Source organism: Pseudomonas sp. F-14 TE3623 (assembly GCF_053629015.1).
The window spans coordinates 3371016-3396360 of sequence record NZ_JBRJHM010000001.1 but is presented as its reverse complement, the minus strand read 5'-3'; the positions used below and the strand labels follow the sequence as shown (position 1 = coordinate 3396360).

The window sequence follows — 25345 nt, the reverse complement described above, 5'->3', positions numbered from 1 at the left end:
ACTGGGTAGACGTTTCGACTCGGCCGCCATGAGATCCAACGGCTTGATAAGGACGAAAAACTACAAGCATATCGATGACCAAAAAAACGCGGTAAGTATCGTTGCGAGAAAGAATATTCCCCGTAAAGAATCCGTAAAATTCTACGGACAGCACGCTCCGCCAGCGACTCACACCTACTGCGCCGTCCCGCCACGAGGTTTATAAAACAGAAACTTCCGGGTCTCGGCCGTCCTGGTGTATTTCTTTGCCCAGGCGGGCTTTACCGTTCTGTCGTGGAAATACAACGCACCATGGGTGCGGTCCGCGAGTTGCTTGTTGAGTGCCTTGCGCGCGATTTCCTTGGCGAGGGCATATTCGTCGTCTTCCTTTACCTGATCCGCACGTCCGTCGCACCACCACGAAAACTGGCAGGAGCCCGTTTCAGAACCTTGCTTGACCACGGCGCACACCGTATCGGGAAACCCACCATGGCCGAGCCGGTTCATGACCACGCTGGCGACGGCTTCCATGTTGGCCGGTGCCACACCTTTGGCTTCCCAATAGATACTGCGGGCAAGGCAAGTAATGGCATCGTCCAGCGGCGCGGTGCCCGCCGGATCGACTGCCTGCACTTCGGAGGTGGTAATGGCTTCGGTCTTGGGCACCGGAAGTTCGCTGTCCTTTTCGGCGGCTTTCTGTTCCAGGACCTGCGCCTTGTCTTCAGCCACTTCCTGTTTTTGCTCCTGCTCAGTCGCCAACACCTGACCTCCTAGAAGGATGATTGCGAAGCAGGTGAGTACCCATTTTAATCGCATTATCGATCCTTCCGATGACACTGGCTTGAGCAATGAAACGGCGATGTTGTAGCGCTGACCTGCTGTGATTGTAGTCGTCGCAAGTCATTCCAGCCGCCTGACAATAAACGCGTTTCAGTGCAAAAAGGCATTGCGTTCGCAGGGGTGAAATCGCGCATCATGGGCGCAGTCCGTCCAAGGGAGAATTTCATGCGCAGCCTGTCATCCGTTTTACATCTTGCCGTGTTGTCATTCGGGCTGGTGTTCAGCGTCGCCGCCTCAGCGGCTGATGAAACGCAGTTGGTCGAGTCAATCAACGTTTACCGCAGCCAGGCGCAGCGCTGCGGCGGCCAGGCGTCTTCGGAGTTGCCGCCACTGGCGAGCGATCCGCGTCTGGTCCTGTCTGCCAACAGCATCGGTGACTTGCAGCAGGCACTGGCCCGCGCGGCTTATCCGATGGTCAATGTGCAAGCGATCAGCCTGTCCGGCCCGCGTGATGCGCCGTCCGCCATGAAGGCGATTCAAGAGAGCTTCTGCCAAGTGGTGCTGGACCCGCAATTCGTAGACATCGGCGTCAGCCGCGATGGCCGTGAGTGGCGCATCGTGCTGGCGCGTCCGCTGTTGACCGGGCGTTTGGGCGACTGGCAGGCAGAGGGACAAAAACTGCTTGAAGCGATGAACAGCGCCCGCGCTCAAACGCGCCAGTGCGGCACCCAAGCCTTTACCGCCACGACGCCGCTGGCCTGGAACGCCACACTGGGCTCCGCGGCCGAGACCCATAGCCGGGCCATGGCCAACAATAACTATTTCGATCACAAGGACCGCGACGGCCGAACACCGGGTGATCGGGCTGAATTGGCGGGTTATGCGGGTCAACAGGTCGGCGAGAACATCGCTGCCGGGCAAGACACCGTGCGCAAAGTGGTCGATGGCTGGCTGGCCAGCCCGGGCCATTGCGCCAATCTGATGAACCCGCAATTTCGCGAGCTGGGTGCGGCCTATGCGGTGGACCCGAAAAGTGACGCGGGCATTTACTGGACGGCGATGTTTGGGACGCCATAAAGGCCTGAATCGACCGTTGAAAAAGGAATCGTGATTTGAATAAAGCCCCCTCTTCGACCGTCGAGCAGGACCTGTCGACGCCTGCGGCCATCAGTCTGCGGGAAGCATTTCTGTTTTGGCTGAAGCTCGGCTTCATCAGTTTCGGCGGGCCGGCCGGACAGATCTCGATCATGCACCAGGAGTTGGTGGAGCGCCGACGCTGGATCTCGGAACGGCGCTTTTTGCATGCTCTCAACTACTGCATGTTGCTGCCTGGGCCTGAGGCTCAGCAGCTGGCGACCTACATTGGCTGGCTAATGCACCGCACATGGGGCGGCCTGATTGCCGGCGCGCTGTTTGTGCTGCCTTCGCTGTTCATCCTGATCGCGTTGTCCTGGGTGTACATCGCCTTTGGCGAAGTGCCGGTGGTGGCCGGGCTTTTTTATGGGATCAAACCGGCCGTGACCGCCATTGTGGTGCAGGCAGCCCACCGAATCGGCTCGCGGGCACTGAAGAACAACTGGCTATGGGGGATCGCCGCGGCTTCATTCACGGCGATCTTCGTGTTCAATGTGCCCTTCCCGTTGATTGTGCTGGGCGCCGCGATCATCGGTTATGTCGGCGGACGTCTGGCGCCTGAAAGGTTCCAGACCGGGGGCCACGGCGCTGCGAAAAAATCCTTCGGCCCGGCGTTGATCGACGACGACACCCCGACTCCCGAACACGCCCGCTTCAGCAGTTTTAAATTGCTGCGCCTGTTGCTGGTGGGTGTTGTTTTGTGGGTATTGCCGATGGGGATTCTCACCGCGCTGTTCGGCTGGGAAGGCACCCTCACCCAGATGGCCTGGTTCTTTACCAAAGCGGCGTTGCTGACGTTCGGCGGCGCGTATGCCGTGCTGCCCTATGTGTATCAGGGCGCTGTCGGTCACTATGGCTGGCTGACGCCCACGCAGATGATCGATGGCCTGGCACTTGGCGAAACCACCCCCGGGCCGCTGATCATGGTGGTGGCCTTCGTCGGTTTTATCGGCGCCTATGTTCATCAGGTGTTCGGCCCCGAGCATGTGTTCCTGGCCGGCACCCTCGCCGCCACGCTGGTGACCTGGTTCACTTTCCTGCCTTCGTTCCTGTTCATCTTTGCTGGCGGTCCGTTGGTGGAATCGACGCACAACGAACTCAGGCTCACCGCACCGCTGACCGCGATTACGGCGGCGGTGGTCGGCGTGATTCTTAATCTGGCGTGTTTCTTCGGCTACCACGTACTCTGGCCCAACGGCTTCGGCGGTCAACTCGACTGGCCTTCGGCGCTGATCGCCATTGCGGCGGCCATCGCCTTGTTCCGCTTCAAACGGGGAGTGATTGAGGTGCTGATAGGCTGCGCGTTGATCGGGCTGGCGGTGCATCTGCTGCGCTAACCCATCAAGACGGAATCATTGACCTTGCCGTTGCCTCTGTAGCTCAGTCTTCAGCCAGAGGCTGGCGGATTGTACGCCTGCCGGACAGCGCACTTCATAGGCGCGGCCACTCATACTGCTTTGGCTGGCCGCCAGATCGATGAAGTCTTCGGCGCTGTTGACCTTGTTCCGGTCTTCAAGATACTTCAGCTTCTTCTGCAGATGTACCCGGGCCTCAGCGCCCGGGTATTCGCTTCCATTACGCACAAACCGGCACTCACTGTGCTCGACAAAGTCCAGCAAGCTGTTTATTTCCTGAGTGGCTTGAGGTGGGGTTTGCGCCTGTGCATCGAACGCCATACCGGTGAGGCAAATACTCGACGCGATCAGCCATTGGCTGAGGCGCCGAGTGAAACGTCCAGGCAGAATTTCCATGGTTGGGCCTCGCATAACCAACGGCAGATCAGAGCGGTGGTGCCCTCCGCTCTGAAGGTTGACGGCAAGTATCAATCGTCGTCCCGGTCGTCATGGTCCCGATCGCGGTAACGACGGCGATCATCACGACGATCGTAATCGCGGTAATACCCTCGATCATCACGTTGGTCATAGCCTCGGTCATGGTCGCGACGGTATTCACGGCGATGATCCCGATCGTACCTGTCGTCATCTTCCCAGTGAGGAAAGCAGCCTCCCAACAGGAGAGTACTTGCAATGGCCAGGGTCATTATCGCGGTGCGCTTCATTTGAACATCCTAAAAGCAAAGGTCAGAGCTGCGGGGATGAGTTGACGCTATCCACGAATTTATTCGAAGTGCGTGCAAACCGCAGATACGACCTTCCAGATGCTCAATGATTCAGTTATCGCCAAGCCTTACAGCGTTCTTTGGCTATTGCCGATTGTTTTGGCTTTTTCGATCGCCCAGTCCAGCGCGGCCTCCATGTCCAGCAGATGCGGCGACGGATGGTTGTCCTCAACAATGGCCGAACCGTCCGGCCAGTAAACACCGATGAACATCCCCAGCGAACCGTCTCTCAATATCTCGGCCTTAACCTTGATCGTGCATCCGTTCGATAGCGTTTCCGAGTGGATCATATGGCGCTCAGTCATGACTGCATTCCTCCCGTCGTAGCTATCAGCGTAACCCATGCAGCGCTGACCGCGATGACACTCAAGCGTCTACCTGCACCACCTCGATCCCCAGTTTTTGATAATCCTCGACATTGCCCGAGGCCACGTGACGTTCGGTGATCAGGGTATGCACGCGGTTGCAAGGCGCAACAACGAAGGGCTCCACCGCCCCCAGCTTGTCTGCGGTAGTGACGGCAATCACGTGGGAAGCACTGGCGAGCATCGCCTGCTTTACCGGCACCTCATCGAAATGCAACGAGCTGATGCCGACTTCCGGATGAATGGCGCAGACCCCGGTGAACAGCAGATCGGCCTTGATGCCCTCGATCAGCCGCAGGGTTTCATGGCCGCCGGAAGACATAGTCACGGGGTTGAGCTGACCACCGGCGACGATCACCGTGATGCCTTTGTATTCGGCGAGGATGATCGCGATCATTGGCGACGCGGTGATGGCCGTGATGCAGATGTCTGCGGGCAGCGAGCGTGCGATCTGCAGTGTGGTGCTGCCGGAATCGAAAATCACGATCTGGCCATTTTTGACCCGGCGTGCGGCGAGTTGGGCCAGCCGGGTTTTCACTTCATCGGTTTCGCCGACCCGGGTGAAGTAATCCTTGCCCGTGTCCTTGGGTCGCGGCAGCGCCCCGCCGTGTACCCGCTGCACCAGCCCGGCGCTGGCCAGCTCCGACAGATCCCGGCGGATGGTGTCTTCAGACACGACGAAATGCTGGCTCAATTCGGAGGCCATGACCTTGCCATCGCGTTCGAGGATCAGCAGGATTTTCTGACGGCGCAGCTGCGGGAGTTCGGCGGAGGAATGCTCGGCTTGCATGGTTATGCCTGTTTTTGCGTGTTTGTGCGAGATTAGCCAAATGCCGGGATGAACACAACTGGCATGGCAGCGCAGAACCTGTGGGAGCGGGCTTGCTCGCGAAGGCGGCGGCACAGTCAACATTAATGTCGCCTGACACACCGCTTTCGCGAGCAAGCCCGCTCCCACATGGATTGCGTTTAACTGACGTTAATCACAACGCACTCACAATGAACTCGCGCAACCATTGATGCGCAGGATCGCGATGAACACGCTCGGGCCAGAGCATCGACATCTCGTAACCCGGGACTTCAAGTGGTGACTCGACCACCGCCAGCGCCTGCGTATCGCGAACCAGCCGCGACGGCAGCATCGCGACCATGTCGGTGCTCTCCACCACCGACCGCACAAACAGGAAATGCGGGACTGAAAGCACCACCCGGCGTGTCATGCCTACCGCCGAAAGCGCCTGATCGGTGACACCCTGAAAACTTCCACCATCCCGTGACACGATCACGTGGTCGAGTTCGCAGAATTGCGCAAGTGTCGGCCGCTTTTTCAACTGCGGATGGCCGGCCCGCCCCACCAAAACATACTGTTCGGTAAACAACGCGCGCCGCCGCAAGCCGAGGGGAGCGTCCTCGCTGGTGTGAAAAGCCAGATCGATTGCCCCCTGCTCCGCTTGTCTGGCGATCTGTGATGGAACCAGGTCAAACACCGCCAGACGTGTGCCGGGGGCTGCCGAGCGCAGCCCGGCCAACGCTGACAACACAATGGTCGACTCACCGTAGTCGGACGCCATGACGTTCCACGTCTGCCGGGCCTCGGCCGGGTTGAAAGGACTGGCGGGCGACACGGCGCGCTCCAGGGCTTCCAGGGCCTGGCGCAACGGCTCGCGCAACTCATCAGCCCGAGCCGTGGGCCGCATGCCCCGTGGTCCAGGCAGCAACAGCGGATCACCGAAAATGTCCCGCAATTTGGCGAGATGAACACTCACCGACGGTTGAGACAAATTCAGGCGTTGCGCCGCACGGGTCACGTTGTGTTCCGAGAGCAAGACATCAAGGGTCAGCAGCAAGTTGATGTCCAGGCGTCGCAGATTATTCATGGTAATACCTGGCATATTGGTTATTCATTTCCAATATACCTGGCAAAGCCCGACTCTGCTGGCTCCTGACACTGGAGACTCAGCCATGAATGTTCTGCTTGTTTATGCCCATCCCGAACCCAAATCATTGAACGGCTCGCTCAAAGACTTTGCCGTCAAACGCCTGGAGGCTGCCGGCCACCAGGTGCAGGTCTCCGATCTATACGCTATGGACTGGAAAGCCTCGCTGGATGCCGATGACAGTCCCGGCCGGCCATCCGAATCGCGGTTCAATCCTTCTCTGGACTCCAAACTTGCCTTCGAAGAAGGCCGGCAAAGCCAGGACATCGCCCTCGAACAGGAAAAACTGCTCTGGGCCGATGCCGTCATTCTGCAGTTTCCGCTGTGGTGGTTTTCGATGCCGGCGATCCTCAAAGGCTGGGTGGAACGCGTCTATGCCTATGGTTTTGCCTATGGCGTAGGAGAGCATTCCGATGCGCGCTGGGGTAACCGCTACGGAGAAGGCACGCTCGCGGGCAAACGGGCGATGCTGATCGTCACTGCAGGTGGATGGGAGTCTCATTACAGCCCTCGGGGTATCAATGGGCCCATCGATGATCTGTTATTCCCCATCCAGCACGGCGTACTGTTTTACCCCGGCTTCGACGTGCTGCCACCGTTCGTAATCTATCGGACCAGCCGCATGGATGAAGCGAGATTTTCGACGACCTGCGACGCGCTCGGCCAACGGCTTGATGACCTATGGAAGACCGCACCGATTCCTTTCCGACCGCAGAATGCTGGGGCGTATGACATTCCGCAGCTGACATTGCGCGCGGAGATTTCTTCGGATCAGACAGGGTTTGCGGCTCACATCAGACAGGCGGAACGCGATGAACCAGGCGTACGCGCCGTATCCGCAAAAGCGCGCGCCGTATAGAACAAACTGGCTCCCCGCAAACACGAAAAAGCCCGCACAAGGCGGGCTTTGGAAATCGATGTAGGTGGCCAGCGCTGGTCTCTGGCTTACAAGGTTTATCGGGCCTCTCACAGAACAGTAATTGTTGCTTTGGGCTGTTCTGCCTCACACGGCATAAGGGCTGGATCTCAGCGCGGAGATCTTTCTAACCGTGTACCCTTGGGAGCGCGCCCCACGCTTCCTCGCTATCCCTTTGCGCATCAGTCTGCGTCTTCACCTACAACTTCAGGATAGCAAATTGATCGACGCCTGGGTCGGGCTTTTTAGACCGATTCTCTTCAAGGGGAATGACCGCAGAATGGAAAAATACTAACGCCACCCAATGACGATTTAATTCACGGACATGCTGCCCGTGAGGTTCTGCTGCATGTAAGCCAGGAAACGACGCTGAAACAGCATGGTGTGTTCATGCGCGGCCTGTTCGGCCTCATCCGGATTGCGCGCCGCGATGGCGTCGATCATTTCATCATGGTCACGCCCCAACCGCGTGCTGGTGCTGGCAGCGCTGATGATGTAGTCGAAATGCAGATGCAGCAGTCGCTGGCCTTCCCCCAGGAGCTTCTCGTAATAGTTGATGAAGTAGGGATTCTTGCCGGCTTCGGCGATGGTCATGTGGAAGGCTTTGTTCATTTCCGACATCGCCTGAAAATCCCCGGTGCTGACGGCTTCCAGATAGGCCGCATCGGCGGCGCGAATACGCATCAGGTCGTCTTCGGTGCGCTGTAACGCCGCCAGCCTTGTGACGGCACGCTGAATCAGGTCCAGGGCGGAGATGTAATTAGGGAATTCTTCGATCTCGAACGGTGTCACCAACGTGGTGCGATTGGGCAGAATCGTGACCAGCCCTTCGCTGATCAGTCGCGCCAGGGCGTCGCGTACCGGCGAGCGTGACAGCCCGAATTGCGCCGCCAACGACACCTCATCCAGCGGCGTGCCTGGCTTGAGCTTGAGCGTCAGGATCTGTTTACGCAGCTCCTCGTAAATGTAACGCCCACCATGGCGTTTGACGCTTGCGTTGGGTTCAGCGGTGTCTTTGCTCATCAGGCAGCTCTCAGCGGTGCGGGCCGGACGTCTGTCCGGCCCGCAACTTTAGCATCAGCCAAGGCTCGGTTAGAAACCTTCGCCCCAGGTATCGCTCAGCATGAACCCTTCGCGAAGCGGATCGTCCGGGTCCACACCGATCTGATGCAAACCATACACCCAGGCACGCCCGGTGATTCTCGGCAATACCGCAGGCCGATCTCCTACCTCGGTCAGGCCCAACAACTCGACCTTGAATTCACCACCGATGGTGGAACGCGAGGTGAGCTGATCGCCTGGCCGCACCAGACCGCGCGCGCTCAAGGTCGCCAGGTTCGCGGAGCTGCCCGTACCACACGGCGAACGGTCCACTCGGCCGGGCGGCAAGGTGGTGCAGGTTTGCCAGGTTTTATCGTCGAGGCGATTGCGGAACATCACGTACGCGACTTCATTCAGCTCTTTGATCAACGGATGGCGGACCACTATCTGCTCGTTGATCACGCGCCGCAAACGCACTCCCTCGCTTGCCAGCGTACGGGCGTTTTCCGGGGCGATACTCAGGCCGATCTGATCGACATCCACCAGCGCGTAATAAACACCACCAAAAGCGATGTCAGCCTTGATCGGTCCATACTCGGCGGTTTCGATGACCACGTCCAAATGCTCGACGAACGAGGGCACCATATCCAGCGAGACGCTAACACAGCGCCCATCCGCACACTGGGCACGCGCCGTGACCAGGCCGGCCGGCGTGTCAAGCACCACGGTGGTGGACGGCTCCTGCATCGGCAAAATGCCCAGCTCCAGCAACGCGGTGACCACACAGATGCAGTTGCTGCCGGACATCGGGTGAGCCTTGTCCGCTTGCAGTACGATGAAGCCGGCCTGCGCCTCCGGCCGGGTTGGCGGCAACAGCAGGTTGACGGACATTTGCAGGCAGCCACGAGGTTCCAGCACCACGAGCCGACGCAGGCTGTCGTCCACTTCGTTGATGTAATTCATCTTGTCGAGCATGGTCTTGCCGGGGATGTCGAGCACGCCACCGGTAATGACTTTGCCGATCTCGCCTTCGCAATGCACGTCGGCCATTTGCAGGGTTTTCTTCCAGCGCATCTCGGCCTCCTCTACTTGATGTACCAGCCCCAAGGCTGTTGGCTGTCATAACGGGTGATCTGCTTGGTTTCCAGGTAATTGTTCAAGCCCCACTCACCCAGTTCACGGCCGATCCCGCTTTGTTTGTAGCCGCCCCAAGGCGCTTCGGTGAAGGTAGGCTGCGAACAGTTGACCCAGACGATACCGGCCCGCAGCCCGCGCGCGACTCGCTCCGCCCGCTGCAGATCCCTGGACATCACCGCCGCCGCGAGACCGAAGCGTGAATCGTTGGCGCTGCGCAATGCCTCGGCCTCATCGTCGAATGGACGCACGCACACTACCGGGCCGAAGATTTCCTCTTTCCAGATCCAGCTCTCTTCGGGCACATCGGCAAAAATCGCCGGCGTCAGGAAGTAGCCTTTTTCACAATCAGCCGGGCGCGTGCCGCCGTACAACAAGGTTGCGCCCTCCTCCTGCCCTTTGGCGATGGCTTCCAGCACTTTGTCGTATTGGCCACGGCTCACCAGCGGGCCAAGCAAAACGCCTTCTTTCAGGCCATTGCCGATACTCAGGCTGCGGGTCTGTTCGACCAGGCGCTTGAGCAAAGGCTCGTACAGATCACGCTGGACCAGCACACGGGAGGTCGCTGAACACACTTCGCCCTGGTTCCAGAAAATCCCGAACATGATCCATTCGACGGCAGCCTCGATATCGCTGTCATTGAAAATGATGAACGGCGACTTGCCGCCCAGTTCCAGGCTGATGTTTTTGATGTCGCGAGCCGCCGACTGCATGATCTTCGTTCCAGTCGGCACGCTGCCGGTGAAGGCCAGTTTGTCGATGCCCGGATGCTCACTCAACGGCGCGCCAGCCTCGCTGCCCAGACCGGTCACGACGTTCAACACACCGGCGGGCAGGCCGGCCTGATGGGCGATGTCGGCCAGTTCCAATGCCGTCAGCGGCGTGAGTTCGGACGGTTTCAACACCATGCAGCAGCCCGCCGCGAGCGCGGGGGCGACTTTCCATGCCGCCATCAGCATCGGGAAATTCCAGGGAATGATCGCGCCCGCGACACCCATGGGCTCTTTACGGGCGATCGAGCTGAAGCGTTCATCCGCGAGGGCGATCGGTTGCTCCCGATGCCCATCGAGCTCTTCGGCCAGATCGGCATAGAAGTCGAAACAACCCGCCGTATCGCCGATGTCCCACAGGGCTTCCGGCAAAGGCTTGCCGTTGTCTCGCACCTCAAGCTCGGCCAAGGTTTGCTGACGCTCGCGAATCCCGGCGGCGATTCGGCGCAGCACGATGGCGCGCTCAGCCCCGGTCATTTGTGGCCAGGGACCGTCATCAAAAGCGCGGCGCGCGGCTTTGACCGCCAGGTCGATGTCTTGCGCGGTCGCGGCGGCCACGCGGGTGATCACACACTCATTGCTCGGGTCGATGGTCTCGAAGCTGCCGCCCTCGGCGGGGCTGACCCATTGGCCGTCGATGTAAAGCAGGTCGTAGGATTTCATGAATGGCCTCAATTGAAAGCAAAGCGTTTGGCACTGAATGGGGTCAGGTCCTGGGCAGGTTTGCGCCCGGCGACCAGGTCTGTAATGAGTCGCCCGGTCGTTGCACCCAGGGTCAGCCCCAGTTGACCGTGACCGAACGCAAGGAATACGTTTTTGAGCCGATCACTACGATCGATGACCGGTTTGGTGTCCGGCAGAAATGGGCGATAACCCACGCCGTATTCAAGGTCGTCGACCTTCAACTGAGGAAGGATCTTGCGCGCCTTCTCCAGGATGATCTCCGCACGCTTGTAATTAGGCGCGGCATTGGGGCCGGCGAACTCGATCGTTCCGCCTATTTGCAGGCCTCGGGTCATCGGCGCGAAGCAAAAACCGCCGTCGGCGTAAATCACCGAATGACGAACCTCGACACCGGAATGCGGGAGCAGCACTTGATAGCCGGCAATACCCGCCAGAGGCACGCTGGCGCCTGTCTGCTCGAAGAATTGTCGTGAGCCGGTACCGGCCGCGATCACCACATGATCAGCGGCGTAACGCTCACCGGTGATCACGGTCACGCCGCTGGCCCGGTCTGCGACCTCATCGATGTGCTTCACCTGAGCACGCATCCTGACGCCGCCCTGATCGACGAAACTTTGCGTCAACGCGGCAATAAATCCTTTGGTGTCGCTGACCGCACGCCAATCGGGAAACAGCAGCCCGTGGCTGAATTTACCGGCCAATGCAGGTTCAAGGTCGGCGATTGCTGCGCGATCCAAAACCTGCGATTTGAAGCCGAGGGACCTGCGCAGCTCCATATGCGGTCCTTCCTGTTCAAGCCCCGCCGCTGTGTCAAAGACTTCGATAATCGGGCGCTCGCCCATCAATGTCTTGTCTGCACAGGCGTCCAGCAGGGGCGCATAGTCTTCATAGACATGATGCGTCAGCGTCGCCATCTCATTGGAAATCTCGACAATCCTGGAATGCCGCGCGCAGGCCAAAAACCGCAAAAACCACGGCAGGATTCCCGGCAAGGCACTGGGTCGCAAGGCCAATGGTCCTTTCTGATCCAGCAACCAGCCCGGAATCTTTTTCAGTATTCCCGGCTTGGACAACGGGATGACTTCACTCACCGCCATTTGCCCGCAGCTCCACTTGGCCGTGCTGTCGCCCGGCGCTTCGGGGTCGATCAACGTGACTCGATAACCCTCGCGCTGCAGATACAAGGCGCAGCAGACGCCGACGATGCCTGCGCCAATGACAACCGCGGTTTGGCGATCGGCTTGCTGCTGGATGGGTGATTGCATAGGGGTCATAAACACCGTCTCTCTTTCATGAAGCCGAGCCCGTACAGGTGGAACCCATCCTGACACGGACACGCCATTACCCGCATCGGCCCGCGTGGAGGCCGATGCGGGAAAAGTATCAGCCTTGCAGCTTCTCGAACTCTTTGCGGAATTCGGTTTTTTCCTCAGGCGTCAGCGGCAACAACGGCATGCGCGCGATACCCACTTCAAAGCCAGCCAGTTCGCATCCGTATTTGACCTTCTGAATGAACTTGCCGCTTTCCAGATTGGCCATTAACGGGAACAAGGAGCGCACGATTTGCTGCGCACCGGCCAAGTCACCTGAGGTGTACTTGTTGTAGAACGAAACGATTTGCGGCGACAGGAAATTCGCCGGCGCGCAGATCCAGCTGGTCGCGCCCCACAGGAAAAAGTCCAGCGCCTGGTCATCGGAACCGCAGGACAGCTGGATTTTGCCTTTATAGTTTTCACCGATCTCAATGGCGCGCAGCAGGCTGCCTGCACTTTCCTTGATGCCGATCACCCGCTCATGATCCTTGAGCGCATCGAGCACGCTATAGCCCACTTCAACGTTAGTCCGGATCGGGTAGTTATAAAGAACGACGTTCACATCCGGGACGGCGTCGAGAATCGCTTCGTAGTGACCGATCAGCTCTTCCTGGGTCGGAATGGCGTAGTACGGCGGCGCGATGAGCAGGTTGCTGTAACCGATGTCGCGAGCCTGTTTGACCTGCTCGATCACCTCACGGGTGCACGAGCCGTTGGCGCCAGCGATCAGCATGCCGCGATCACCGACCACCTCACGGACAGTGGCCATGACCCGACGACGCTCATCATTGGTCAGCGCGTAGTATTCGCCCGTAGAGCCCAGTGGCACGAAACCGCTCACGCCCTGTTTGAGTTGATATTCGATGATCGATGCAAGGACGTCGTAATCGATCGCACCGGATTGATCGAACGGGGTCACCAGGGCTGGCAGGATGCCTTTGAGTTGCTGCATGGGAGTATCTCCAGTGTGTTGAGTTAGTACGCGTAGCGTCTGAGCATCCGGGTTTCGATCACGCCGACCAGTCGGGTCAGGGGGAACGCCACCAGGAAATAAATCACCGCCACCGCCGACAGGAACTCGACCGGGCGTGCGGTGCTGTTGGAAATGTTCTGGCCGACGAACATGAGGTCAGCGATCCCCACCGACGAAATGAGCGCGCTTTCCTTGAACAGGCTGACCACGTTGGAAAGCAGTGGCGGGACTGCCCGCAAGAGTGCTTGCGGGAAAATCACGTAAAACACCTTGTTCCACGACGCCACGCCAAGGGCAGTGCAGGCATCGTGTTGCTCACTCGGAATGGACTTGAGCGCGCCGCGAAAGGTCTCGCTGGTGATGGCGGTCATGTACAGCGTCAACGCCAACACCACCGATACGTAGGGGGGAACCGAGATACCGAACACGACGGGCAGGCAGAAGAAGATCCAGAACAGTTGAATCAGCAACGGCGTGCCGCGAAAAAGCTCGACGTAAAGCCCGGTAGGGATTCGGATCAAGGGGCTTTTCGAGAGCCGCAAAAGGCTCAAGAGAAACCCGCAAACACTCCCCAGCACGGCGCAACTGACGGTGAACGCCAGCGTCAGCGCCAAGCCTTTGGCCAACACCTGCCAATAGGAAAAGACCACCATGAAATCCAATTGCATCATCGTCTCCTCAGCGCGCGAGCGCAGTGTCCTGGCGTCGCTCGAGCCACTGCACCAACTGCGCGATGGGCAACGAGAGGGCGAAGTAGATCAGGGCAATCAGCGAGTAAGTTTCGAGTGGGCGATAGGCTTCAGTGGCAATGCTTTTGCCGACGTACATAAGGTCAGCGACCGCCACAATGGCAACCAGCGCACTTTGCTGGAGAATTGAAATGCCGTTGGTCATCAGCACCGGCAGCGCGGTGCGCAGGGCTTGCGGGAGGATCACGTAAAGCGTTCGCTGCCATGGTCGCAGACCCAGCGCAACGCAGGCATCCAGATGTTCGCGCGGAACCGCTTGCACCCCTGCCCGATAGGCTTCTGCGTTGAACGCGGTGAGGTTCAGCCCCAGGGCCAGTACGCCCATGGTGATCGGATCGATGAACACGTTGAACAGCATCGGCAAGCAGTAGAAGAACCAGACGATCTGCAACAAGGCCGGCGTGCAGCGGAAGAACTCAATGAACAGCTGAGCGGGCCAGCGGATGAAAAACCAGCGGTTCAAGGTCAGCAGGCACAGGCCAAAACCGAGTATCAGCCCCACCACGTTCGACACCAACGCCAGTTGCAGGGTGACCTTGAGGCCTTCCCACAGGGCACCAAAGTTGCCGGTCAGAAAATGGAAATCAAATTGATAATTCATGGCCGTTATCCTCAGTCCAGGTGCAGGACTTTTTCGAGGAATTCGCGGGTGCGCGGCTCCTTCGGCTGAGTGAAGATCTGCGCGGGAGGCCCCTGTTCGACGACCCTTCCATTGGCGCAGAACACCACCCGCGAGGCGATGTTCCTGGCGAAGTGCATGTCGTGGGTGACGATGATCATGGCCATTTTTTCTTCTGCCAGTTGCATCATCACGTTCTGCACTTCGGTCACCATTTCCGGGTCGAGCGCCGAGGTCACTTCGTCGAATAGCATCAGCTTCGGTTCGAGCATCAAGGCGCGGGCAATGGCGACACGCTGCTTCTGTCCGCCGGAGAGCTGACTCGGATACGCATTGAGCTTGCTTTCCAGACCCAGGCGAGCCAGGAACAGCCGAGCCTTCTCGGTCGCCTGGACCTTGGAGAGCCCGTGAACCTTCATGGGCGCCAGAATCAGGTTGCTCAAGACCGTCAGATGCGGGAACAGCGTGTAATGCTGAAACACCATCCCGACCTGGGTTTGCAAGCGCACATCCAGTGGCTTGCCGTGGTTTCTCGCATTGCCATCGATGTAAGGCTTGCCCTGGAAGCTGATCGTCCCGCCCTGGATGCTTTCAAGCCCCATCATGACCCGCAGCAACGAACTCTTGCCGCTACCGCTGGGACCGATGATGACCAACCGATCGTCAGCGCGCATATCCAGGTTCAAATGGTCCATGACCACCAACCCTTCGCCATAAGATTTGTAAACATCGCGAAGCTGGATGAAGTCACCGCCGGCCGAATCAGGGACGAACGAAGCCTGTGGCTGGGCGGCCACCAGTAAAGGAGCTGTCATAAAGGGTCTCCAGGAGAGCGGCGGTTACGGGCCGCTCTCGGGAATCATCGAAATTACTTGGATGTTTTTTCGTCGGCGTTCGCGAGGACGGAAGCCTTGTCGACCAGGGCGGCAATCTCGCCTGTTTCGCGACGCTGGGTGAGGTAGATGTTCAGCACTTGCAGGTCGGACGGTGACGCGTCACGGCTTAGCCCGAACGCTACGCCCTGCTTCGCCAATGCCGGGGCCGGCAGTATTTCCTTGGTCCAGTCCGGGTTGGCGACGGCGAACAAATGGTTGGTGTCACTGGCGTCGACCAGGACGTCGGCCCGACGCGACATCACGGCCAGTCGCGTCTCGTCCATCCCGGGCAAACGCATGACCGTGCCATGCTTCACCACTGCACTGATCGCCTTGTCGGCGGCCGTGCCAGACATCACCGCGAACGACACGCCCGGCTTGTCATAGTCCGCGATTGCATTGCCCGCTGTGGCGAGTTTTGGATTGTCTTTATGGGTGAGCAACGAGATCTGGTAGTCAGTCGCCGGGACCGAGAAGCTGACGGCCATGGCGCGTTCCGGGGTCTGATTCAACGCCATCGCCAGATCCCATTTCCCGCCTTGCAGGCCGGCGACCAGGTTGTCCCAATTGGTGTCGACGAACTCCACCTTGACCTTGAGCACCTTCTCGCCGAAGTCCCTGCACAAATCCACGAAGTAACCGCTGTACTGACCCGAACGGGCATCACGCATCACATACGGCGCCGCGACGGCAGCGCCGCAACGCAACACGCCGGCTTTTTGAACGCCTTGCCAAAGTGACGGATCAGCGGCGTGCGCTGGAGCCTGGCTCAGTAGCGTACCGATAGCGGCTGCACAGACGAGCATGTTGCGGACGGAGCGAGAGAATAACCGAGCCATTTTGAACCTCACCGATATGTAGTTGTTCTTGGGCAGAAAGGTACAAGCGTGTAACGATGTGCGCCATCATGTATGCAGCGCTGTATGCAGATTAGTTTTGAACGAATTGAACTGTCAACAGGCTTGCGGAGATTTTTTCAGGAAAGTGACTGAGCGGTCGGATGGCCAACCCATACCCGTAGTCGCATGTTCAACACCAAGGAAACCTACCCGAACCAGAACCTGGACAATGACCTGTGCCAGGCCGTGCGGGCCGGCAACATCGTTTATGTTCGCGGCCAGGTCGGCACCCATTTTGACGGCAACCTGGTGGGCCTCGGTGATGCCCGTACGCAAACCGAACAAGCCATGCGTAACGTCAAACAGTTGCTGGAAGAAGCCGGCAGCGACCTCAGCCACATCGTGAAAACCACCACTTACCTGATCGACCCGCGTTACCGCGAACCGGTGTATCAGGAAGTGGGCAAGTGGCTTAAAGGGGTGTTTCCCATTTCGACCGGGTTGGTTGTGTCGGCACTGGGGCAGCCGCAGTGGTTGATGGAGATTGATGTGATTGCAGTGATTCCTGAGTAAGCAGGTACACCGCGCCGTAGCCATCGCAGGCAAGCCAGCTCCCACACGATCCGCGTCGTACACAACTCTGTGACCACCGATCCCTGTGGGAGCGGGCTTGCCCGCGATGAGGCCAGCACAGCCCCCCCTCAGCCAAGGCTAAATAAGGAGCGAAACCATGACCTTCTCCATCGCCGCCCGTTGCCCCTCGCGCCTGCCGAGGCGTTGGACAAGGTTTTGACCCGCAACGGCTACAGCCAATACCGACAGATCACCGCGATTGACCACCTCGGCCGCACCGCACACTTCAGCGGCTCGGAACCCCTGGGTAACCACAACGCCGTGACCGGCGAACAATGCGTGGCCGCTGGCAACATGCTCGCGGACCGTGCAGTGATCAAGGCCATGGTCAAGGCCTGCTGGCGGTCAGTGCCTGCACCAACTCCCGCAGCTCACCATCGCGAATCCGGATCTCCACACCCGGCCAGCGCTCTTTGAAACCGGCGATCAAACGCGGCAGATACAGCGGCGCCACTGTTTCGGACCGATTTCGGAACACACCAATGGGGCTGACTTGTCTTGAGTGGTGGGGTTGTTGGTGACTTCGCCGTTGTACTTCTGGTTAGCGAGTCGGGATAGTGCTTACAGGTGTCGGTTGACGAGTGGGAAATTGGCTACCGGTGTGTAAGGGATAGCGCGCACCGTCCAAACATAAAAACCCCGCACTGAGTTGCGGGTTTTTTCTGTTTGAATCAGTCAAGCGAGTTACCTCCAACTTCTGCTAGATTTGCCAGCCCAATGGCACGACAAGGAACGTTCGCACATGAAATTCGGCTACCTGATCATCTACGTCCCGGACGTCCCCACCTCACTGCAATTCTTTGAAAAAGCATTCGGAATCACCACCCGATTCCTCCACGAATCCAACACCTACGGTGAACTCGAAACAGGGGAAACTGCTCTGGCCTTCGCCGCCGATGAACTCGCGGCGATGAACTTCAGTACGGGTCACATCTCGGCCCACGCCTCCGTCAAACCATTGGGTATGGAAGTTGGCCTAGTGACCGACGACGTCGCCGCCGCCCACGCCAAAGCGCTGAACGCCGGCGCCACCGAAATAGCCGCCCCGCTCGTCAAACCCTGGGGGCAAACCATCTCGTACGTTCGCTGCCCGAATGGCACGCTGGTGGAGCTTTGCACTCCAGTTCAGGCTTGAGCGACAGGCAAAAAAAGGAGGCTAGAAACACCGGGGCAGACCACGATTTCAAAAACTGTTGAGCGGAAAAATTGTGGTCTATCCCGGTATTTCACGAGCATCAGTTTCGAACACCATTGTCATATGCACCACCCGTGAAATGTCCCATACAGGGCATTTCCCTCATTCGACCTGACCAGTCATTTGCATCGGATTTGACCAGCACGATTCGTGGGCATGACCGGCAGAGAACGACCCAACACAGACGTTGAGCGACGCCAACCTTTTGCGGCGTCGTTTTGAGCTTTTCAATGCTCCAGCAACAAGGCCTCAGTAAGCCATGCCGCCGTTCAGCTCTCAAGGAGCGCTTATCCGCAACGGAAATCCGTACGATTCGAAAAGATCCCAAACGTCCTCGCGATCGAAGAGCCGCCACCCCAGTGTCGTGAACTGCATCAGGTCATCCTCGCCGGGAAAGGAGTAGTAGGCCCCGGCAGATGGATCTTGAGACGTCCCCGTCATGGGCTCATCGCGCTCCAAGCGCCTGATTGCGTTCATGATGAGACGCGCGCCTGGTTGATAAAGTGAAAGGATGTGCCACAGCAAGGAGCGCTCCTTTTCGACTGCCACACGCGCAGTCTCAATGATGCGACCGACATCAATGCCGGGACTGTCGATCCAATGGAGAGTACAACCGATCTCCGGGTCCCCGTTCAGCAGCGCCCGGAAGGTCGCGAGAACACCTCGATATTGAGGCAAGAGGCCAGAGTGAAGATTGAGGACGCCGCGTGGCGGAATTGCCAACGCTTCATTCTTCAGGATTTGACCAAAGCGGATTGAGATGAACAGATCCGCTCCCGCATCCTGCAGCATTTGCAGGCCCGCAGGATCCCTCAAGCTGGGCAATACCCGCACAGGAACCCCAAAGCGTTGCTGCAGTTCTGCAAAACCGAATCGATGCCCGCTGCTAACCTGGTCGCTCGATCCGATTAACCCAGGGGTCAAGGCATTGAAGAAGTCCTGCTCGATCAATGCCAGTTGTCCGAGCATGCGTGGCACCTTCCTGCCCGATCCCACTCTCTCCGAGAGGAATATTCCCACTGTGCTCTCGTGAATCTCGGGCAACAGGAAATTGAGAGTGAGATTGCTCTCCACGTCCCGGTTCACCAAAAAAGCGATTCGCAACTTCAGACCTCCTCCGGCAGACCTGCCTTGAGATGCAGCAACGGCCAATTCAACACAAGCGGATCGATCCCATTTCCATTGTTTTGCCACGACGTATGGACGGAAGGCCCGATCTGCTCGATCAATTCCGGCATCAGACCTAGCATAGTTACTATTTCGTCATTGTTACGCCCCTAGCAGCTCCTGGCCGTTCTCTGCCGATCATGGTTACAAAGCGTGCTGGTGAAATCCGATGCAATCGGTGGTCAGAACGAATGCAAATGACTGGTCAGGTCGAATGCAAACGGGTGGTCAAGTGGAGTGCAATTGCGGTCCCAAGCCACCGCAAATTTAATGAACCCCGCCCCCACCCGCTCGCCTAACTGAATGACTATCAGGAGGTGACGAATGCAAATCGAAACAATCTGGATCGTGCTCGCAGCAGTACTTGTACTGATTGAGTTGTGGGCGATAAATCGGGTGCGAAAAGCCGAAGGTAAATCGAGCAACAAACTGGTGTGGATGGTGGTGATCGTGTTTGTGCCGCTATTCGGGCTGATCGCATGGGCCTTGGCGGGGCCGAAGCACATTGCACAGAACCCGCACTCACCGCAGGCCAGACAATAACGCCGGACGGCGTGCGGTAACGATCTGCGAAGTGCGCAATTTCAAAGAACAAAGCCCTGATGATTTTGGGCTTTGTCGCTTCTGGCTGGAACAGCCTCCGGCACTCGCGCCTGCAACGCGGTGCCAACACTCACTACGAACGCAACACCCCGATCGCCCGCCGATACTTCTCAACGCGCTCCAGATCCTCCCAGGACGGCTGGGCAATCCGCGACAAGTCGCTGTTCTCTTCCAGATCCGCCAGTTTCACTACCCGCCCGATCGGGTTCTGCGCCACGCGCTCGACAAACTCCTCGTAGGACTCGTCCGGCACCTTGGTCACCGATGCAATCGCCATCAGCACCGTTTCGCTGAAGCCTTCGTTACGCAGATCGTCGAAGCTGATGCCGCAATCCTCGACCACGTCATGCAGCACCGCGACGATGCGCTCTTCCAGCGTGTTCACCCGCAGCATGACTTTCAGCGGATGCAGGATGTAAGGCGCGCCGCCCTTGTCCACCTGCCCCTCATGCGCCGCCGCGGCGATGGCAATGGCGCGTTCCAGTGTCTGACTCATGGGATTCTCCTCAGGTTAAACGCCGTAACGGCCGCTGAAATGAATGTTGCGTTTGAACCAACCTGCAATCGCCTTCCACCGCCCCGCAGGCTTGGCGCCCTCGGCGTGGCGTTCGAGAATCATCAACACCTGCGTCGCCTGATCGACACCCGGATGCCCATCCACCAACTCAGCGACCCAGCCACAACCGGACTTCTGCAAATGCAGACGCCACTCACCCGGCCAAGCCTCAAGCTCCGACACCGCCAACCACGCCGCCCCACCCTGCTCGCAATGACCGCCACCGATGGACTGCTCGAACCAAAAAGGCGTATCCGGCCGGGAAAGATCGATGTGGAAGAGGTAAATGTCCTGGGTTTTGTGCTGTGGCGTGGGGGCGTTGTTGCGGCTGCCGATTTCGATCATGGGGTGCGTTCCATCCTTGAATTCCCGTTGGCTTTCAGTCTACGACGGTGGTGATGCTGAACGGAAGCAAGCGTCCTTTCCACCGAAAACCCGCGCCTGATAGCACGATGAGCGCGCGGCCAGGATTTTGAAGTCTGAGAATCTTGTAGGAAACAACTGTTTGTGGCGAGGGAGCGTGCTCCCCCCGGGATGCGAAGCAGCCCCAAACCCTGCTAGCTCGTTTCCTCAGATACATCGCAACGTCCGGTTTTGCGGCGGCTGCGCCACCGAGCGGGGGCAAGCCCCCTCGCCACAGTGACCGCGTGTGGTCCTACAGCCCGGTTGCGGCTATCAAAATCGCTGCCTAGAGTGGGTCTGTCGCTGACCGCAGTTAGCGATAGGGTTTCGCAGCCCCAAGAAGAGATGTCCTTCACCGTCGAATGAAAACTCTGGCAAAATTCGCCCGAGCTTCATTTCATGGCGGTTGTACGTGGGAGACTTTCGAGTCTGCCGGGTTTAGGTCATCTCTCGGTCTGCGAACCCGCGTACATCTGCCACCCAATTGTTTCGCAGCGAAAAGGTGGTACCTCTATTTACTTCCTTAGAGAACTACCAATGACCACGAACAAACCGCCTCGCCGCGTCACCCCCATGTCCCACTTCGCCACCGACCACCCCGTCCTCCTCATCGACGCCGACGTTCCACTGCGCGAACTCCACAACTGCCTCAGCGAACGCCTCAGCGCCGTCCTCAAATACCTCAACCTCATGGCCTGCACCAGCCTGCCGGACTACGCCGAGCATGACATCAACACCGTCACCAACATTGCCCGGATCATGGTTCAGGATGTGAGCGATGTGTTTCGGGTGATTGAGCAACGTGGATTTGATGCGCCTAAAGGTCAGTGATCAGATTTGAGCCGTAAGGAAACCCGCGTCGCTGCGGGTTTTCTAGTCTTGAGCGATTCGGGACTTCATCGCGCAGTGATGGGGATTTCCTGCAAGGCCCTGTCTCCAGGGCCTGCAAGACAACAACGATCAGTAAACCTGCACCCGCCACAACTCCCTCGACGAAGAAGCCGCCGACATCGGAAACCGACCATGCAACGTCCGATAGTTGTCGATCAGCACCAGATCACCCTCACTCCATTGATGGGCAATCATGCACTCCGGGTCATAAACCAGCGAGTTGACCTGTTCGAGCAGCGCCTGTTGAGCTTCCTCATCATGGTCCTGCACAGACTGGCTCAGGGTCTGCAGTGTCGAGTCGGTGCCTTCTTGGTAACGCAGGATGAGTTCGCCGCTGCGGGGGTGATGATCCACCAGGCTGTACATGCGCGGCGAGCCACCGAAGTAGGTCATTTTGGTGTAGTAGGTGATGTTCACGTTCTGCCATTGTCGGGCGACTTGCTGCCCGACTTTGCGCAGTACGTTTCGGCTGTCGACGATGGTGGTCTGGCCCTCGCCCGGTTGCGGCGCTGTCTTGCAATACAGCATGAATTTGCTGGCGCAGAATTTCGGATTGCGCTGAACCTGTGCGTCGCTGTCGGGCAGCATGTTCAAGTCCCAGTGCAAAGGCGTTTTCTCTAGCGAGTGCACCACGCCTTGGGGTTTGTCCGCGGGTTTGACCACGTGCACGGCGCCGAAGGCCCATTCGTACAGCGTGCCGAAACGTTCGCAGCTGCGAGCAAAACTGTCCTGGTCGTCGAAGCGGCAGCCCTTGAGGCAGACGAAACCGAAGGTTTCCACCAGTGCCTCCAGCAGGCCCGTGGACAGTCGTTCGAAACCCAGCCCCAACGGATCTCGCACCACCAGGCCAAAGAGCGGAAGTTTTTGCAGTTCGTATTCGAAGCCTTTGGCCTGCGGGTTTTCTGTTTGGTGGTAGAGCCACGGCCGCCCTTGCCAGGTGACCAGCACATGGTGGTCTAGGTCGACTTGGGCGCGTGCGCGAAGGCTCTGGCTGCCATCGATGTTGCACACCGGCACGGCATGCCAGGGGCTGTCGACACGGGCCAGCCCTTCGGCCAGGCCGAAGGTGAATTTGGGCCCGGCATTGCTGTATTGATGGACCGACAATCGAATGTCATCGCCGAAGAAACGATCCACTGCCGCATTCAATGCCTGCCCTCGATACATCATTTGGTAGGCTTTGAAGTTGATTTGCTGCAGGTACTCGTCCTCACTCTGCCCGTCTTCACGGCACAGACGCAGGTCGTTGTAGAGGTGACTGCAGAGATGGTCATGCGCCTGGCTGAGGGATTCATCGTGCCGGCTCTGCTCGATCAGATCCCCAAGATTTTTCCAGGGCAGACGGGCCTGCTTGATCAGGCTGGCGCGAACCGACTCGGCACTTTGGGCCTGAGGGAACAGGTCTTCCATGCTGACCCACTGAATCGTATGGGTGGTGCACAGTTCACGCAACGCCCGGTTGTAGGTCTCGCGAACCTCGTCGGCCACCCCGACGATGTCATTGAAGGTCGTTCCGTCACTGAGGATCGACACCACACAGCCCGGTGCGTGCAACGCGGCGATGGCTTGGCCAAGTTGGTCGAGGCGCTCGATGGCGATGACTTCGCCATAATCCGGCAACACGCCGAATGTCTGGTCAGTGGCGTTCGGCGACTTGCAGGGAAAGCCTGGCAGCACCAGACGCACCGGCAGGCTCTGATCGAAGTAATGCCCCAGGCGTAGCGCGAGATGCGCTCTGCCTTGTGTGTCGAAACAATCATCCGTGCCTTTGAGCAGATAGCCCGCGAGCAAATCGCTGACGGCAGCGATCCATGCGTCTCTATGTTCCATAGAACAACTTCCTTGAGAGTGTGTGTATCAATAGGATTTAACGGTGTCGCCATGCTCGGTGAATACAGGCGCTGTAGCGCAGACTTGCTGCAGAATGCGCAGCAATCCGGCTGGCTGTTCACAACAGAAGTTCGGGGCCTGGGCCTGCAATGTTGGGGTCAGGCCATATCCCCAAGTGACCGCCGCCGAGTACATGCCTGCAGCACGGGCGGTCTTCAGATCGATCTCGGTATCGCCGATGAACAAACAGCGTTGTGGATCAACCGACAACTGCCGGGCGGCTTCCCATGCCACATCCGGCTGAGGTTTGAGCGCCCTGCCCGCGCGATGCCCCAGAATCGTCCCGAAGGTATTCTGTGGAAGCAGTGCATCGGCTACTTGCCGGGCCATTTCCTCGGTCTTGTTGGTCACGATTGCCAGCGGCACGTGTAACTGGCGACAGCCTTCAAGCAAGGCAAGCACACCGCTGAATGGCCGGGAAAATTGAACAAGGTTGTTTTGATACAGCGCCACATAGCGCTGGTGCAACGCGACCGCATCGGCAATGCCAAACCGCGCGGCAACCTGCTCGATCATCGCCGTGACCCCGCCGCCGATGTAACCCCGCACTGTTTGCGCCGTCTGCGCCGGGCAACCGTGTTCGAGCAAAACCTGGTTCAGGCACCAGGTGATGTCCGGCAGGGTGTCGACCAAGGTTCCATCCAAATCGAAGAGTACGGCTTCGACCCGCAACCGAGACGCCATCATTGAGCACTGGCGTAGTGACAAGGACGCCCCTTGCGGAACACCAGGCGGTGGTAGCGCTCATCGACATTGCTGCGTTTTTCGAGGGTGACCACACCCCGTCGCTTGATAGCCACCGAATGCCAGGGCGTACGCCACAGGTCACTGGTTGGCACCAACCGGATACCGATTTTCGTCGACACCGCCAGTTGCGGGTGAATCGACAGGCGCAGGCAATGCGGGTAGCGCGCCTGTAACAGCGCGCTCCAGGCTTCACTGCGCTGGATCACCCGCTGCGAGGCAGGCTTGGCGATTTTCTTCACCGCATTAAGGCTCATGCCGGCGAATACTTTGAGCCCCGAGTAATCCTCGGACAGGAAGCGATGGATGCCGCAGTACATCAACATCATGTGCGGATCATCCTTGAAGCGCTGCTGCAACAAGACCAATGACTGGCCGTGCTCGATCATCATTTCCTCACGCATGGCGTCCAGACAATCAAGCGGAGGATAGGCATCCCTGAGATCGAAATGGGCGAACGTGCCGGGATAATGCTGTTCGGCGTAGTCCTGGATAGCGTCGGTGTAGGCCTTAACGTCTGCATCGGGAACATGCACCAAGTCAGAGAATACATAGCCATCGGAGCAGATATGAATCAGCGCTCCCGGTGTGTAGATCTCCTGGATCTCATTGCACAGGCGGTGTAACTCGTCGATTGCGTGATGTTCAGCAAGATCGGGTAGATGGCTGAGGGTTTTCTTGCGACTCGGCGATTTGCCGGGAAAGGCTGGCAAGACCATTTCGACCTGGCGACCGCTCTCGACCGCCTGCATTACTTTCGCCAGATGGGGTTCCAGCACCTGCAACGAAAGTTCGTGATCCTGCCCCGGGGCAAGGCTACGACGTCGAAACAGGCATTCGAGGATTTGCTGGGCAATGTGCATGTGCGCGATGTTCTGATGCTCGTGCACCAGCTGACCGCACACCTGTTGAGCAACGGTGTTTGAACCCTGCATAGACAATCCCTTGTGTGGTGAATAACGGCCATTTTTTGGCCGTCAGCAGATATGCCTTACCTGCGGGCGGCTAAATTCCTACAAGTCGTTAGGGCTGTCAAT

Annotated in this window: 28 protein-coding genes and 3 pseudogenes; 9 read left to right on the top strand and 22 right to left on the bottom strand. The window is 58.5% G+C overall.

What is annotated here, in order from left to right:
* Positions 1-174: 174 nt before the first annotated feature.
* On the bottom strand, positions 175-795 hold the full coding sequence (locus AB7M29_RS15895) for a cell wall hydrolase (protein ID WP_217854556.1): 621 nt from the start codon (positions 793-795) through the stop codon (positions 175-177).
* A 189-nt stretch (positions 796-984) separates the two neighbouring features.
* On the opposite strand from AB7M29_RS15895, the gene AB7M29_RS15890 reads away from it, so the two are divergent.
* Together AB7M29_RS15890 and chrA are read left to right on the top strand one after the other, a co-directional pair.
* Positions 985-1836: a CAP domain-containing protein gene (locus AB7M29_RS15890; protein ID WP_052963006.1), complete on the top strand. Its 852-nt coding sequence runs from the start codon at positions 985-987 to the stop codon at positions 1834-1836.
* A gap of 35 nt (positions 1837-1871) precedes the next feature.
* Positions 1872-3230, top strand: coding sequence for a chromate efflux transporter (chrA, locus tag AB7M29_RS15885; protein WP_454247249.1), 1359 nt, complete (start codon positions 1872-1874; stop codon positions 3228-3230).
* Between the two features lie 15 nt (positions 3231-3245).
* Here the strand turns inward: chrA and AB7M29_RS15880 are convergent, their stop codons facing one another.
* The 5 genes from AB7M29_RS15880 to AB7M29_RS15860 all read right to left on the bottom strand — a co-directional run bounded on the left by AB7M29_RS15880 (position 3246) and on the right by AB7M29_RS15860 (position 6254).
* Positions 3246-3644, bottom strand: a complete 399-nt coding sequence (locus tag AB7M29_RS15880; protein ID WP_217854554.1) for a YfeK family protein — start codon at positions 3642-3644, stop codon at positions 3246-3248.
* A gap of 71 nt (positions 3645-3715) precedes the next feature.
* Positions 3716-3952, bottom strand: a complete 237-nt coding sequence (locus tag AB7M29_RS15875; RefSeq protein WP_080370380.1) for a hypothetical protein — start codon at positions 3950-3952, stop codon at positions 3716-3718.
* Positions 3953-4080: 128 nt separating this feature from the next.
* On the bottom strand, positions 4081-4317 hold the full coding sequence (locus AB7M29_RS15870) for a hypothetical protein (protein ID WP_007904583.1): 237 nt from the start codon (positions 4315-4317) through the stop codon (positions 4081-4083).
* Positions 4318-4378: 61 nt separating this feature from the next.
* Positions 4379-5167: a DeoR/GlpR family DNA-binding transcription regulator gene (locus AB7M29_RS15865; protein WP_217854552.1), complete on the bottom strand. Its 789-nt coding sequence runs from the start codon at positions 5165-5167 to the stop codon at positions 4379-4381.
* Positions 5168-5360: 193 nt separating this feature from the next.
* Positions 5361-6254, bottom strand: a complete 894-nt coding sequence (locus tag AB7M29_RS15860) for a LysR family transcriptional regulator (RefSeq protein WP_454247248.1) — start codon at positions 6252-6254, stop codon at positions 5361-5363.
* 85 nt (positions 6255-6339) lie between these two features.
* Here AB7M29_RS15860 and AB7M29_RS15855 point away from each other — a divergent pair, with 85 nt between their 5' ends.
* Entirely contained in the window at positions 6340-7173 is an 834-nt protein-coding gene (locus AB7M29_RS15855; RefSeq protein WP_454247247.1) for an NAD(P)H-dependent oxidoreductase, read from the top strand.
* Positions 7174-7542: 369 nt separating this feature from the next.
* Here the strand turns inward: AB7M29_RS15855 and AB7M29_RS15850 are convergent, their stop codons facing one another.
* The 9 genes from AB7M29_RS15850 to AB7M29_RS15810 all read right to left on the bottom strand — a co-directional run bounded on the left by AB7M29_RS15850 (position 7543) and on the right by AB7M29_RS15810 (position 16227).
* Positions 7543-8253, bottom strand: coding sequence for a GntR family transcriptional regulator (locus AB7M29_RS15850; RefSeq protein WP_217854549.1), 711 nt, complete (start codon positions 8251-8253; stop codon positions 7543-7545).
* A 69-nt stretch (positions 8254-8322) separates the two neighbouring features.
* Positions 8323-9345 (bottom strand): proline racemase family protein, encoded by a 1023-nt coding sequence (locus tag AB7M29_RS15845; protein WP_217854548.1) that lies wholly within the window; start codon positions 9343-9345, stop codon positions 8323-8325.
* Positions 9346-9356: 11 nt separating this feature from the next.
* Positions 9357-10838 carry an aldehyde dehydrogenase family protein gene (locus AB7M29_RS15840; RefSeq protein ID WP_217854547.1) on the bottom strand — a complete coding sequence of 494 codons (1482 nt, stop codon included), beginning with the start codon at positions 10836-10838 and terminating at the stop codon, positions 9357-9359.
* An 8-nt stretch (positions 10839-10846) separates the two neighbouring features.
* A complete protein-coding gene (locus tag AB7M29_RS15835) occupies positions 10847-12133 on the bottom strand; it encodes an NAD(P)/FAD-dependent oxidoreductase (protein ID WP_454247246.1) in 1287 nt (428 codons plus the stop codon).
* Positions 12134-12242: 109 nt separating this feature from the next.
* On the bottom strand, positions 12243-13124 hold the full coding sequence (dapA, locus tag AB7M29_RS15830; RefSeq protein ID WP_454247245.1) for a 4-hydroxy-tetrahydrodipicolinate synthase: 882 nt from the start codon (positions 13122-13124) through the stop codon (positions 12243-12245).
* Between the two features lie 23 nt (positions 13125-13147).
* Complete coding sequence (locus AB7M29_RS15825; protein WP_217854545.1) at positions 13148-13813, bottom strand: amino acid ABC transporter permease; 666 nt, start codon at positions 13811-13813, stop codon at positions 13148-13150.
* A gap of 10 nt (positions 13814-13823) precedes the next feature.
* Complete coding sequence (locus tag AB7M29_RS15820; protein ID WP_217854544.1) at positions 13824-14495, bottom strand: amino acid ABC transporter permease; 672 nt, start codon at positions 14493-14495, stop codon at positions 13824-13826.
* 11 nt (positions 14496-14506) lie between these two features.
* Positions 14507-15328: an amino acid ABC transporter ATP-binding protein gene (locus AB7M29_RS15815; protein WP_454247244.1), complete on the bottom strand. Its 822-nt coding sequence runs from the start codon at positions 15326-15328 to the stop codon at positions 14507-14509.
* A 53-nt stretch (positions 15329-15381) separates the two neighbouring features.
* Positions 15382-16227 carry a substrate-binding periplasmic protein gene (locus AB7M29_RS15810; RefSeq protein WP_217854543.1) on the bottom strand — a complete coding sequence of 282 codons (846 nt, stop codon included), beginning with the start codon at positions 16225-16227 and terminating at the stop codon, positions 15382-15384.
* A 186-nt stretch (positions 16228-16413) separates the two neighbouring features.
* Between AB7M29_RS15810 and AB7M29_RS15805 the strand changes: the two genes are divergently transcribed.
* Together AB7M29_RS15805 and AB7M29_RS15800 are read left to right on the top strand one after the other, a co-directional pair.
* Positions 16414-16800, top strand: coding sequence for a RidA family protein (locus AB7M29_RS15805; RefSeq protein WP_217854542.1), 387 nt, complete (start codon positions 16414-16416; stop codon positions 16798-16800).
* 186 nt (positions 16801-16986) lie between these two features.
* Positions 16987-17196, top strand: a pseudogene (locus AB7M29_RS15800) (DUF1028 domain-containing protein); the annotation flags it as partial.
* Here AB7M29_RS15800 and AB7M29_RS15795 read toward each other — a convergent pair.
* Positions 17195-17320: pseudogene (locus AB7M29_RS15795) on the bottom strand (LysR substrate-binding domain-containing protein); the annotation flags it as partial. The pseudogenes AB7M29_RS15800 and AB7M29_RS15795 sit on opposite strands and share 2 nt — an antisense overlap.
* Between AB7M29_RS15795 and AB7M29_RS15790 the strand changes: the two are divergent.
* Positions 17321-17467: pseudogene (locus AB7M29_RS15790) on the top strand (cytosine permease); the annotation flags it as partial. It abuts the pseudogene before it with no gap.
* A gap of 135 nt (positions 17468-17602) precedes the next feature.
* On the top strand, positions 17603-17995 hold the full coding sequence (locus tag AB7M29_RS15785) for a VOC family protein (RefSeq protein WP_454247243.1): 393 nt from the start codon (positions 17603-17605) through the stop codon (positions 17993-17995).
* Positions 17996-18331: 336 nt separating this feature from the next.
* Here the strand turns inward: AB7M29_RS15785 and AB7M29_RS15780 are convergent, their stop codons facing one another.
* On the bottom strand, positions 18332-19024 hold the full coding sequence (locus AB7M29_RS15780) for a formyl transferase (RefSeq protein WP_225922897.1): 693 nt from the start codon (positions 19022-19024) through the stop codon (positions 18332-18334).
* A gap of 522 nt (positions 19025-19546) precedes the next feature.
* Here AB7M29_RS15780 and AB7M29_RS15775 point away from each other — a divergent pair.
* Positions 19547-19765 (top strand): PLD nuclease N-terminal domain-containing protein, encoded by a 219-nt coding sequence (locus AB7M29_RS15775; RefSeq protein WP_454247242.1) that lies wholly within the window; start codon positions 19547-19549, stop codon positions 19763-19765.
* A 133-nt stretch (positions 19766-19898) separates the two neighbouring features.
* On the opposite strand, the gene AB7M29_RS15770 is transcribed toward AB7M29_RS15775, so the two are convergent.
* Together AB7M29_RS15770 and AB7M29_RS15765 are read right to left on the bottom strand one after the other, a co-directional pair.
* A complete protein-coding gene (locus tag AB7M29_RS15770) occupies positions 19899-20321 on the bottom strand; it encodes an HD domain-containing protein (RefSeq protein WP_052963016.1) in 423 nt (140 codons plus the stop codon).
* Between the two features lie 15 nt (positions 20322-20336).
* On the bottom strand, positions 20337-20726 hold the full coding sequence (locus AB7M29_RS15765; RefSeq protein WP_454247241.1) for a hypothetical protein: 390 nt from the start codon (positions 20724-20726) through the stop codon (positions 20337-20339).
* A 594-nt stretch (positions 20727-21320) separates the two neighbouring features.
* Here AB7M29_RS15765 and AB7M29_RS15760 point away from each other — a divergent pair.
* Positions 21321-21614, top strand: coding sequence for a fructose-bisphosphate aldolase (locus tag AB7M29_RS15760; protein ID WP_217854538.1), 294 nt, complete (start codon positions 21321-21323; stop codon positions 21612-21614).
* 129 nt (positions 21615-21743) lie between these two features.
* Here the strand turns inward: AB7M29_RS15760 and AB7M29_RS15755 are convergent, their stop codons facing one another.
* From AB7M29_RS15755 to AB7M29_RS15745, 3 genes are read right to left on the bottom strand one after another with little or no spacing between them, the layout of a single operon-like run.
* Positions 21744-23504 carry an isocyanide synthase family protein gene (locus tag AB7M29_RS15755; protein WP_454247240.1) on the bottom strand — a complete coding sequence of 587 codons (1761 nt, stop codon included), beginning with the start codon at positions 23502-23504 and terminating at the stop codon, positions 21744-21746.
* Positions 23505-23531: 27 nt separating this feature from the next.
* Positions 23532-24248, bottom strand: a complete 717-nt coding sequence (locus AB7M29_RS15750; RefSeq protein ID WP_454247239.1) for an HAD family hydrolase — start codon at positions 24246-24248, stop codon at positions 23532-23534.
* Positions 24248-25243, bottom strand: coding sequence for an L-tyrosine/L-tryptophan isonitrile synthase family protein (locus AB7M29_RS15745; RefSeq protein WP_454247238.1), 996 nt, complete (start codon positions 25241-25243; stop codon positions 24248-24250). The genes AB7M29_RS15750 and AB7M29_RS15745 overlap by 1 nt, the downstream gene beginning before the upstream one ends.
* Positions 25244-25345: the final 102 nt, after the last annotated feature.